9 protein-coding genes are annotated in these 12,767 nt (G+C 32.6%); all 9 read right to left on the bottom strand.

Going from position 1 to position 12,767, the window contains the following annotated elements; translation table 11 throughout:
* Nucleotides 1-4: 4 nt before the first annotated feature.
* The 9 genes from brxC to RIN63_RS04780 all read right to left on the bottom strand — a co-directional run bounded on the left by brxC (nt 5) and on the right by RIN63_RS04780 (nt 12,676).
* Entirely contained in the window at nt 5-3,616 is a 3,612-nt protein-coding gene (gene brxC, locus RIN63_RS04820) for a BREX system P-loop protein BrxC (protein WP_310443555.1), read from the bottom strand.
* Nucleotides 3,617-3,644: 28 nt separating this feature from the next.
* On the bottom strand, nt 3,645-4,229 hold the full coding sequence (locus RIN63_RS04815) for a DUF1788 domain-containing protein (protein WP_310443554.1): 585 nt from the start codon (nt 4,227-4,229) through the stop codon (nt 3,645-3,647).
* The gene (locus RIN63_RS04810; RefSeq protein ID WP_310443553.1) at nt 4,230-4,826 is read right to left on the bottom strand and encodes a DUF1819 family protein; all 597 of its coding nucleotides are present in this window, start codon (nt 4,824-4,826) and stop codon (nt 4,230-4,232) included. It abuts the gene before it with no gap.
* 63 nt (nt 4,827-4,889) lie between these two features.
* Nucleotides 4,890-5,099 carry a helix-turn-helix transcriptional regulator gene (locus RIN63_RS04805; protein WP_310443552.1) on the bottom strand — a complete coding sequence of 70 codons (210 nt, stop codon included), beginning with the start codon at nt 5,097-5,099 and terminating at the stop codon, nt 4,890-4,892.
* Between the two features lie 427 nt (nt 5,100-5,526).
* Complete coding sequence (locus RIN63_RS04800) at nt 5,527-5,787, bottom strand: helix-turn-helix domain-containing protein (protein WP_310443551.1); 261 nt, start codon at nt 5,785-5,787, stop codon at nt 5,527-5,529.
* Nucleotides 5,788-5,799: 12 nt separating this feature from the next.
* On the bottom strand, nt 5,800-7,647 hold the full coding sequence (locus RIN63_RS04795) for a VirD4-like conjugal transfer protein, CD1115 family (RefSeq protein ID WP_310443550.1): 1,848 nt from the start codon (nt 7,645-7,647) through the stop codon (nt 5,800-5,802).
* A gap of 59 nt (nt 7,648-7,706) precedes the next feature.
* Nucleotides 7,707-9,116, bottom strand: coding sequence for a DUF3991 domain-containing protein (locus RIN63_RS04790; protein WP_310443549.1), 1,410 nt, complete (start codon nt 9,114-9,116; stop codon nt 7,707-7,709).
* Nucleotides 9,117-9,575: 459 nt separating this feature from the next.
* Nucleotides 9,576-11,522: an SEC-C metal-binding domain-containing protein gene (locus tag RIN63_RS04785; RefSeq protein ID WP_310443548.1), complete on the bottom strand. Its 1,947-nt coding sequence runs from the start codon at nt 11,520-11,522 to the stop codon at nt 9,576-9,578.
* A gap of 386 nt (nt 11,523-11,908) precedes the next feature.
* Nucleotides 11,909-12,676 carry a Cthe_2314 family HEPN domain-containing protein gene (locus RIN63_RS04780; RefSeq protein WP_310443547.1) on the bottom strand — a complete coding sequence of 256 codons (768 nt, stop codon included), beginning with the start codon at nt 12,674-12,676 and terminating at the stop codon, nt 11,909-11,911.
* Between the last annotated feature and the right edge of the window lie 91 nt (nt 12,677-12,767).

Here is a 12,767-nt window from a genome sequence, read left to right as displayed (position 1 = left end):
CCCGTTAAAATTCTATATTCAAGATTGTATTTTCTTTAATACTTTGCTTTAATTTTGCCTTTAAGGTTTCAACATAACGGTCTACATCTGCTTCTGTTTCAATCCTCCAAGTAGTCTCTGAATTGATTGATTTGATACTAACAGTCTTTTGGGTTTTCATCTTTGGCTTATTAATAAAAGGCATATGATTTTCAGCGACTTTGTCGGCTCCTGATTCAGGTGTTGGTTTTAGTAGTTTTGATTCTATAATGCGTGTTTCTTCTGTACTAATCTCATTGAGCAATCGGACTTTTAAAGCATCAGCTTCCACTTTTATATTTTGTAAGGTAGCTACATTATTACAGCTTTTTGCTTTTTCACTAATTTCATTAAAACGTTCATATACCTTTTTAGAAAATATATCTTTGCACTCTTTTCCTTCAAGTTCTTCCACAACACGAGAGTGTGCTTCTTTAATGGCAGCAAGAACAGGTTGCTCCATTTCATCGAGCATTCTATTATAATGTTCTGTATAACGCTCAAGAAGTTCAGGTATCTTTCTGATTTCACTATAAGGATATGATTTCTTCATGATTCCTTTTATTTCAGCAACCACTGTTTCAATTTCTTTGTTGACTATAAATGTCTTACTATCATCATATATCTTTAGCAAGCGTAGACTTCGATTCCAAATCTCAATCTGTTCCCCACCAAAGAAAGCTTTTACAGGTTCATAATCTTCTGCAAATCCCAATATTTTATCCAATTTATCATCAACTGTCTTAAAAAATTCCACTGAGTACTTAATTTCCAACAAGTTCATAAGCTCAGACTTTCCATCTTTGACAACATTGTTACCCGGATAGCTTGGTTCGTTTTTGTAATGAATTTCTAACTTTTCAAGATCATTTTTTAAGTTAGTTGCATATTGCTGAAAGCTCTTTAACATGGAATCATCTTCATCACTCATTGGTGACACATTAAACAGCTCTTTCATAACTTCTCTCACAGCTTTCTTCTGCTTATCATTTGCTTTCTCTCTTTGTTCTGTAAGAAGCTTTTCGAGATATTCTTTACGACTAAGGTAGCGATAGACCTCATCCTCAGATTTGGTTAATAGGGTAACCACATCATTGTTCACAAATAATGCTATATCACCATCTTTAAATAATTTAGCAATTAGCCATTGAACGTCATCCTCTATAAATCCGTATGGTGCTTTTGTAAATCGCTCCATTATGGACTTCATAGATGTCTTCGCATGTCTTTGAGTATTCATACTTATAAAATCTAAGACATCTTTTAAAGCAAGTTTATTAGGTGTTTGATCAGTACCATCAAGGGAAAGTTGATTATTATTATTTCCTTTCAAAACTGATCTGATATGAGATTCTCCCACTGAAGTATCAATATAAGATAGCTTGTGATATACGGTATGTACAAGTCTACCAAGAGCATCATTAATACGCACAGCTATATCTTTTGATACATTCTGTATTTTGTCACTATTAGTATAAATATCAGCATCCTTCAAAGATTCTTCCAGAAAAATGCGAGCATTTGAATTCCTCTCACGCATTTCAACACGTTTTGCTTCTTTGATTTGCTCATATTTACTTACCCTATTGGACGTATTCAATCTTAAATACTTTTCTATCTTTAGGGCAGAGCGAATCTCATCTATAAATGCTTTATCATCTGGTAGTGCTACAATAACACATTTACTCTGACCACTCATCATGCGAAGTGTTGTTTCATCTGTACCTGATTCATAATTTGGTGTTAATATTCTAAGTGAGATATCGTAATTTTGATTTCCCTTATAAGGTCTGTCATCTACAATCTGATTAAACCCAAAATTATATCGACCGTTAAATGCTGGATATCTGTATTTTTTCTCTGAATATAACCCATCAAAAATCATCTCTGATACTTTCCCAATAACTTCAGAAATTTCAACATTTTGACTTTCAATTTCTCTATTAATCTCCTGTTCTTCATCAGTTAAAAACACGTATACCTCACCAGTTTTTTGTATGAGAGTTTGGCGAACAAGACGTTTTAAAGACTGCTCAACTTTATCTTTTAGTACAATTCTATCATCATCAATATTAGAAATCATTAAGCTTGTGATGTTCTCTAAATTCGCAACAATTTCTTTGACATATTTAATCATAAAAAGTGTCTTTAAAACATTGACATCAAAACAATCCTCTAATTTGTCAGGATTTAAGTATTCATTATCATAGGCACGGATAATAACGCCCTTATGACTATGATCTAAAAATTGTTCAAGAGCATCATAGAACAGATTAAAAGGAACAATTGATCCTTCAGAATTCTCCATAATCTTCATAGCAGACTCTTTAAATAATGCCAGCATAGATCTCTCACCTTCTGCTAGATGCTTACCGCTTGCTCCATGAGTCCGTATTGAAGTAAGTACACTTGCCAGCAAATTAAACTGATAAGGAACGAAAGGGTAAACAGCAGAAAAATCATTTCTATCCGAATATAGTTTCTTTTCTATGCCGTCATTAAAAATAATAAGGTTTTTGATTATCGTATCTTTTTCATCGTAGAGAAGCCCCAATGTTTGTCTTCCTGTTTCTGTTTTTTCAAGTATTCTCTTTCGTATTACTTCATCAACGTTTGCTGATGACAAAGAAAGTCTTGTATCAAATCTACCTTGAATCTTGGAGAAATCATTTCCCTTCGTTTTTGTAATGCTATCAATATCCTGCTGACTAGTAACTACAACCCAAGCTTTACCGTGGCAAGCAGATCCTAAATCTTCAGTAACTGTCTGTAGATTTAACATTAATTTTGAATCATCACCAATATATTGTCCAATTTCGTCCACTAGAAATACAATGTGATGATTGTTACCTTTCTTATTTATGTATTTCTTAACCATATTTGCAAAAGTCATAATGTCGATATTATAGGTACCTGTAGAACTTTCACACCAATTTTTTGCAGCATCCATACTCATAAAATCTATTTGAACCAATGTCTTACATACATCATCCTGAATAAATCTAAATTGATGTCTAGAGTCTAACCATTTCTTACCACGTATTTCTGCAAATGCTTTTTTGAAATCTTCATATTTACCTTCCTCTGTAAGTTGCCTTTCTAAATCTGCCAAAAAAGGGTTAGCCCCATAGAACCCTAAATGTTGATTAAAGACTTTTAAAAATACAGAAAGAATAGCTTCCTTGTTATTCTGAGTATCACCCATTCCACTTTTAGAATCAATATTAAACAAAATAACATCACTTGATACGTTGGCTGCAAGTTGCATATCCGCAAGTACCATTTCATCTTTTATTTTTTTGTCTTCGATAAAATAATTAAGTGCTGTTTTTCCATCAACAACACGATTTTCCAATAGGTAAGATAGTATTTTTAAGAAATGTGATTTACCACTTCCAAAGAAACCAGAAATCCAAACACCCATTGCATCTGTATTTCCAACAATTCCTCTTTTATAACTAGAAAAAAAATCTGCAAAGTGTTTTTGTAGCTCTCTTGTTACTACATATTCTTCAAGCTCTTGCTTTACATTTTCATCATCACCTTGTCCAACTTTAATAACACCTTTTATATTTCTGTCAATTGGTTTAGCAAACATATTCTTTATAAACATAATCCTCCACCTCTCAATCTACGAGCTTAAATGCTCTGTAATAATTATCATCTTTAATTTCAGAAAAAAGCATCAATGATTGACCATCGTACTTTCCAGGAAAAAACATTACAACTGGAACCTCATCTATAAATTGATGTAAATTGTTTAGAATTTTATGTGAACGCAAAATAGGAAAGCATTTCCCAACACCTGTTAAAAACACAATTGAATCCTTTGGTGTATTTTTCTTAATATGCGCCAATATCTCATTACTTTGGTTATCTTCTTCCATACGAAGCATCTCGTTGACTGCCCTTGTAATCTCTTGTAAACCTTTCGTCTTTTCAAATTCTTCGCAAATTTCTAAAAAGCCTTCTTGTATCAACAAATCTATAATAATGTCATACAAATCAAATACAATTAACTTAAAATCATGAACATTTTTTTCATACTTTGATACAAGATAATGCACTCTTTCTCTCACAGTAAGCTCTTGCTCTGCTGGGTAATCGAATACATAATAACCTACTTCATTTCCAAGACCTTTATTCTTTCTAAAATTTGGCTGTTTTATCTTATCTTCTAATTCATTAAGCCTACTCTCTAAATTACGCAATTAATCTGCCCCCCTTATAGCTTTAAGCATCTGCTTTTCGCCATTATCTTTAAGATAATTCTCCAGTGAGATTTCTAAGATCGGTGGTGTGATACTTCTTTGTTTATCTATTCCGGTTAAAAATCCTGCATCAGTTAAAAAATTCATGTACGTGCTACGAAGTCTTTTTAATGTCACATCTGTCCATTTGCTAATATCTTCATCTTGCCCCTGCTTATTTTTGAAAAAGATATTAATGTCACTATCTGTAAGCTCTATAGCGCCAAGTAGTACCTTTTCACGATATACCTCATATAAAAACTCAAAAAACAATCTATTTTTCTTTGCTATGGCAATAATATTGATAATCTTCTGAGTTGTTAAATCCGCATTGATAAATATATTTATTAGACCTTCATCAATTACATCGACTCGATTTTTTAAGTATCCATAAATACGCCTTGCTCTATACTCCTTCGAGATGCCAAGCAAATTATCATTTAAACATAGATCTCTAATGTCATCCCAAGATTTACCGTCATTTCTCAACTTTATTATCTTTTTGAATTCGATAAACCAAAAAGATTCTGATACAAGTCCTGAACTATATTTTTCCATAGATCTTCCTCCAAAAACTTACCCATATTAATATAACAGAAGAGCTGTACCATAAAACGGACATCACTCTGCATCCTTTACAACATCTACAATATCGCCAATATTACAATCCAACAATTTGCATATCTTTAATAAAATATCTAGAGATACAATTTCATTTTTCTTAAGCTTGGTAAAAGTAGCGGGGCTAATTCCTGTAGCTTTTCGAACTTCAACGTTGGTCATATCTTTATCAATAATCAGCTTCCATAATTTTTTATAACTTACGCTCATCATAGCACCTCTTTACTCATCTTATCTTTTCACAAATTTCCATATAACGATTATAGCAACATGATTATATTATATAGGACTATTATAAAAACTTCAACATAATCGTTCAATATCTCAAAAAATATATCATTATCATATCTAAATTATTAAATATCAGAATATTATTAGAATATTATTAGAATATTATTTATTGGGTATTGGATTGGTATTGAAATTATCATACTTAATCTGTTATTAAACTGATTAATATAAAAGTAAATAGTATATCTATATTTATAATTGTTCTTTTTCTGATGTTAAGTATATTGTTAAAGTGAGTCCTTCTGGTAGGTTCAATATGAACCTCACCTCAGTCCACAAAAAACACGCAGTTTCCCCTTGGTGGGAAATACGTGCTTTTTCATGTACCTTAATCTATACTTAAAAATTATTCTATAATTAAAAAATATTGATTAGAGGAATTACTGCCATTCTCCCTATAACGTGATTCTTTTCTAAGCAAACCACAACGGATTAAATCGGCTATAGCTCTCTTTACTGTACTCCTTGACATCGATGTATCTTTTGCAATAGTATTAATTGCTGGCCAGCACTCACCCTTTGCATCACACCTATCTTTTAGATACATATACACACACTTAGCACGAGATGGAAGTTCCTCTTTATAAATACTTCCAAAAAAGCTCAATGAAATACCCCCTTATGTCCTTAGTATTGGTTTACGTTTTGGATCTACTTTACTTCCATCTGTTTGTTCATGCCCAGGAGTATGAAGTATACCTCCTTGTCTCTTTACCGTGGATTCGGTAGTTTCTTCTTCATCTATTGCATCAGTCATATGCTGACAAAGAACATTTTCTTCTAAGGTCTGCTTGTCGGCATAGCGTACCTTACGATGGGACTTTTCCTCCATCTCATATGGCTTGTCAAAAGTGATGCCCCAATCCAAAAACAATCGAAGTTTTGTTTGCATTGGATGTACACCTGTTTTCATAATTACAAAGTTTCCTTTAGGCAAGGATTTTAACTCATCTGCCGTAAGAAGTGGTCGCTCAATCATCTGTAAACTTTGAGAGGGATCATTTTTCCCTCTGCTGATGCTTCCACTCATAACTGTTCTACTGCCAAGTGCTTTAGATAACACCTGAGCTGTTTCTGAATTTGGTGCAAACCCTCCAAATATAGTGAGTTGACAGTTATCAGTTATAATCTCACTACCTTCTTTTCCATAGTTTTTATCAAGCTGTGCAAAGGATTGAATGATTGGTACAATAGAAATTCTTCTTGATCTCCCTGCACTAAGCATCATTTCGAAGGATTCTATCTTTGGGATAGTACCTATTTCATCTGCATATATCATCACACGATTAGGAAGCTTACCACCATTTTCATCCGCTACTGTTAACATTTCACGGTAGAACTGTTGCAAAAATAAACTGACCATGAAATACTTTGTATTATCTTCTTCCGGGAGTATAAGAAAGATTGCAGACTTTTCGTAGCAGAAAGTTTCCGCATCAATTGTTGTATCAAAGCACAATATCTGCTCCATTTCAGAATCAAGAAATGCATTGAGTCTTGATAGTACTGTAGAAAGAACAGAAGCCATTGCCTGCTCTGCTGAATTAAGAGCTGCACCAGCAAACCATCTAGCTTTATGATCAGGAGGAAGTTTATCCATCAATAATTGAAACTGGCTTTTCCCTTTCACCTTGCTTGGTGCCATTAAATCCTGAACCAATTTAAACACACTTATGATATGTCTTGTATCTATTATATGTCCATCTTCCTCAGTAGGTGGGAGATATTCTGCTATAAGCAAAATAACTGCTGTCAGAAGTCCTTCTGCAGCATCATAGAAGAATGCATTTTGTCCATAAGCTGAACTGTCACCACCTGAATTTATGATTGTCTTTGAAATTATCTTTGCATATTTTTCTGCCTTGGCTCTTGCAGATAGATTATTGTTATTCTCTCGATATGCATCCATATACTTATTTACTAAATGTAGAAGGTTATTTCCATCACTGCGTGTGGGATTTCTTAAATCTATAACTGCAACTTTATATCCATAATTCTCTTTTGCTATAGTTCCATATTTTCTAGCTAAATCTCCCTTTGTATCAGTGGTTATAAAACTCATCCCACTCGCACATGCATATTCTAGGTTTGGATATAGAAAAAAGGCTGTTTTACCAACTCCTGCTGCACCAATCATAAGACAGTGAACATCTCCTGTATCTACAAGACCTACAATATCTCCTTTATTTCCTTTACACCCAACTACTAATCCCTGTATCAAGTTTCCATTCTCATCACATGGAAGATTCTTACCTTTCCTCCACTGTGATACTTGAAAAGAAATATGCTCATACGTTTTAATAATTTCCTTTTGCGTAGCAAATCGAGCGACTCCATGTTGCCCATCTCCTACTGTTTTAGATTTGATTCCATTTAGGGTATAATAGTGAGCAATTAAAGACAACCCACCAATTATTATGAACATTAAGGCACCAATTCCTATTAATAAAAACACTTGTGATTGCATTACATTTACCTCCATTCCCAAAAATATTTTATTCACAGATTAATCAATCCTATGGTTTTTTATGACATCACAATTAACTGCTTTTGTTCTTGTTTTTGCTGTTGGATTTCAATAGTAATAATTGCCTTTAGGCAGTGACTAGCAATAACTTCATACCTCTTAGCAGCATCTTTCTTTTCATTTTCACAAATAACACCCTGATGTTTCCCAAACTTTTCAAGTTCCTTTTTAATATCTAATAAACGATTATTATGTTTGCTACGATTTTCATATGCTTTGAAGCCATCATGTAATCTAGTAAGCAATTTGTCCTTTTCTGAAGGATAGCCCATCTGTCTGTATTCATTGGATGCAAGGCATAAAGAAAGAGCAGACAGTTGTTTTAAATTTCCAACTATCTGCTCTGCATCATCAGTATTACATTTTTCAAATAAGGTATTTAGTTTTGAATGTGAATTATCATTCTTTCTTGTTTCTAAGACATATACTTTGATTTCAGAGCAAACTTCATCACGAATAATATATTGTGGGTGTTCCTCTGATGGAATTGCTGGGAGATTGAGGCTTTCTTTTATATCTTCATTCCAATCCTTGCACTTAGAACTCATTCTACTGCATTCAATTATCTTCTCGTAAAGAATATCTTGAAACTTTTCAGTTGATTCTATTCCAGCAGTATCATGGTCTAAACATAATATAACATGATTTAAATTGGGATTATTTTCAAGCATTTTAAGCATTGCTTGTTCCGATACTCCACACAATGCGACATAGCTGTGTTTCTGCCAATTGGTATTTTTATTTATTGTAATGAAAGACATCATATCAATAGGTGCTTCAAATACATAAAGCCTATTACTTATTCCTGTGTAATGAAAGCTATAACAAGGATTACTGCTCTCAACATTACCTTTGAAGCTTTTACCATTAGAATAAATTCCACGTTTGTGAGCGTGACAAGGAACTCCATTTTCATCATATCCTACAAATACTGCGTTATGGTATTCTTTTACCCTATCTACTGATTGCTCACAGCTTTCATAGAGTAAATTTTGCTTAGCGAAGAAACTTACCACATCACGGTCAATATAACGATTTTTAATGAGATATGCAAAAACTCTTCGCATATCTGAATTCTTCGGAGGGAGTACAAAGTTTTTTTGTTCCGTTTGTTTTCTTTCTTTTGCCTTACTGTATACCCCGCCTTGCTCACCACCAAGTAGCATTGTTACTGCCTCTGGGAAAGACAAACCATAAAAGTTTTGTACAAAATCAATAGCAAGTCCACCCTGTTCTAACGCATGGTCATACCACTCATTACCTCTGACTGTAATACTGCGATCACTTGCAAGTCTTTTTTCTCTACCTGATGGCAATAGTTTTTCACCTTGTCTTTGCAAAAATTCTACAAGGTCAACTGAATTGGCTCTTTGCTTTTGTTCTTCTGTAAAATGAATATAAGTACTCATAAGCACCTCCTTGTATTTCTAGTTTCTTATTTTCAATTGTCTAACCCTTTTTATATAATTTTAGGTATGAAAAAACAGCCTCTCATTTGAAAGACCGTAGTTTTTAAATACATATATTTTTTAATATGCCTTACTTTTTTATTTTAAATTGCAATTTGTCAACTTCGCATTATAAAAAAATGGGAAGTTCACATTATCCATGTAATAGGCAGTTTATTAGAATTCCAACAATAATACTACCTTTCTACATGGCTCGATAGAACTTTATAATGTCCACTTTCTATCAAATGAGCACCCTTATCGAGACATGATATAACATTCAATAATAGTCCGTAGGATAGTCTGAGTCAGCGATAGATGATGGAATGGCGGTAGACTTTTTCTTATTGATAAATATGTTATTACTATGCATCTCGGCACCATCAATATCTTGGTACACTTAACTTCATATATTGGAAACTACGTAAGTTTATTCAGCAAATTATTCGTATAAAAAATATCTCTTATTTTATCTGCATCACATTTTCCTAAAACACCAGTATGAGCACTTTTTCTTCTTAGACCATTTATCTTATTTAGATCAGTCAAATATCTGTTATATGGAGAAATTCTATTATTTGCAATTTCAGAAATCACATCACCTAACATCTTTACATTACACGGAATTCTATTCGCTAGTAGCACTCTTAGTTGTTTTTCTACAACCTTACAATATTCTACCACAATAGGGGCGAAATCTATAGTGCTTGACTTGTGGATTTCATAGAGCGTTTCTGCCGTGATTAAAAACTTTTTAGAAGCATCATCTAAATTCGGATATATTGAATTAACCATGCTCTCTGTATTTTTATAGACAATGCTATCCTTGTTAATAATCTGAGCCATTTCATTTAGGATCTTATCCATTTCTATTTCATATTTTGACCAATCATCCTCTTCATCCAAATCTAATTGCCCTGAGTTACTCTGAAGTTGAATAAGTTTCAACGCCCACTGTCTAACAAAATTTTTATGATTATCAATATCTTTCTTAATTTCATTAAATTGTTCTTGAATTTCTTTGTGCTTTTGTTCTGTAACCTCAATCTCCGGTAATGTTTGATTCCATATTTCCCAATCACTCTTTTTAGGAAGTTTCTCTTTAGCTATTTCCAAATAAGCTTTTGCATTCTCATAATCCCTTTGTGAACTAAAAGATGATATTATCCCTTTCAAAACTTCATATAGAGTCATTTTTAAACTGCTGTTAGATGCCATAGAATACATTGTGTATTCATTAACATCATCAAATCTACAAACATTTTCCCTGGCATTTATATGCCCAAGACACAGCTTGTACATTTCTATAGCATCCTTATAATTTGCCATCCTTTTATAAATATCAGCAACTACCAATAATGTAGTATCATCTTCAATCAAGAAAAGTGCCTTCTTGCCCCACTCTAATGCTTCTTCAAAGTTTCCACGTCGTTTCAATAATTCAGCATAGTTAGAAAAATTTTGATTGCAAGGGTTTTCGTGGATTAGATTACGCATTAATTCTTCTGCTTCTTCAAAACGTTCGGTTTCCATCAGTGCAATAAAATAATTTCCACTTATTTCAGTTTTTTGTTTCTCTTCATCTGAAAGTTCTAAAGCTTTGAGAAAGTACGTGATTGCATCATCTTTTCGATTGATTTCCGGACTCAAACATACCCATCCTAAACTATTATAAGTAGCAGAATTTGGCCAATCTTCAACACACCGTTTTCCAAGTTCATACGCTCTTAATGCATCATTTCCTATGCCAAGATAATACATAATAGATACTCCGCACAAACCTGCGCTCATTCCGAATTTTTCAAATAACGCATTCGTAATTTTATTTAACCATTCTCTTGTTGTCTCAGAATGTTCACCATGATTCGCCACATCAACTGCATATTGATATTCCATGACAATTTGAGTACTCATAGGGGAAAAAATATTTACATCCTCATATTTTTCTATAGCTAAATAGGCGTTTTGATATTCTTTTAATTCTAAGCAAATACCATACATCATTTTGATAGCTGCTTGATTGGTAGGTTTCAAATCAAGTGCTTTGGTGCAATATGTTTTTGCGTCATTTAAATCATTAATATTCTGATGTAAATAATATAATACTCTCTTTGCTACAGCCATGTTTACATATGTACCTGTCATACAAACACTGTCTTGGTTATTAACTATTATCTCTTCACCAATTCTAAGAACAGTATAACAAATTTCTTCATCTTTCAGTTCCTTTGTTAATTCTAGTTGCTCTATATACATTTGCTTTATTATTTCTTCTGAGAGTTTGTCAATACAACATTTTTTATATTTTTTTCCGCTGCCACAAGGACATGAATCATTTCTCCCTATTTTCACAACCCCAATCTCCAATCAATTTAATTTAATACAGTTAAGCAACCTCTTATCATCCAAACAACTCACGTATTCGTTCTGTGAGTATTTCAATTCTTGACACACTGAACTATTAATATTCTCAATATCAAGAGAAATACCATCCGTTAGCATTGCCTGCTTTCGAATCTCCAATTTCTACTCATCATTCGTATCATTATAGTCGTCAACGGACCACAAATCATTTTTACTACCGTTAAATCGATTATCTGGGTGAAGATGATTATTGTTTGTTCAGTCTTGTTTCAGATAGTATATAACCTTTCCAGCAATTCTGCTACCTTTTCAAAATTAATTTATTATTTTTTCTTAACTTCCTTCCCATTCTATAATGCAACCATAAACAAACTATTGATTTGAAATTTTTACTCATCCTCAGAGCATATATTCTCAAACTCTTTCATAACTTCTTTTTCAATTTCATTTAATATCTTCCCTATGTAATTTGATGCCATACTATAATCTTCTATAATTCTTTTAAGCATATAAGCTGGGTGTTGCTTAAAATTAACATCAAAATCGCTCATCGATGCCACATTTGGAGAATTTCTATGTGTCATTTTATTTCGACAATCATTTGAATATCTATGATTTCCTTTCCACTTCTCTTGACATTCTGTATCATTACTTTGATTCAAGTAATTATCAATTTCCTTTGCTTGTTCCTTAAACGAATCACAATAGTTTAATTTAGGGTTAAATATTTTTTTATAAAACACATTATGGGCTTCAATCTCAATATTATAATAGAGTCGATAAAATTGAGCTAGCATATCCCATAAACTTGATGTTCTAAATAAAGCATTTTCTATAAAATAATAACTGTTTGTTTCTTCAATTGAGCTCTCTTGAAATAAGGTGAAATCATCTTGCAATCTATCTGAATACGCATATTCTATCGCCTTTTTTAATGATATTTTGATCTTATAATCTAGATCTCTTAATGTATCGTAAAGAGTTTTATATTGCATTAATTTACTTAAGGGAGCAGAAGCGGAATTCACACCAGAAACAATACCAAATAAATACTTTTCTTCTCCAATTATTACCTTGAACCTATCTTTATCATATTGTACCCTATTAACTGTATCTAATAGATAATTAATTTCCTTATCCTGCACTTCTTCCAGCATATTAGTAACCCCTATTCTTGTTTAATAAATTATAAAATAGTATTTGACTTTTATTCTTTCAATTATTTCATGTTATCTAAATATTTTGATA

The sequence above is a fragment of the Tissierella sp. genome, assembly GCF_031460495.1.
In the GTDB taxonomy this organism is placed as follows: domain Bacteria; phylum Bacillota; class Clostridia; order Tissierellales; family Tissierellaceae; genus JAVKTS01.
Note: the sequence above shows the minus strand (reverse complement) of the source record. Positions and strands in the feature narration are given on the sequence as shown.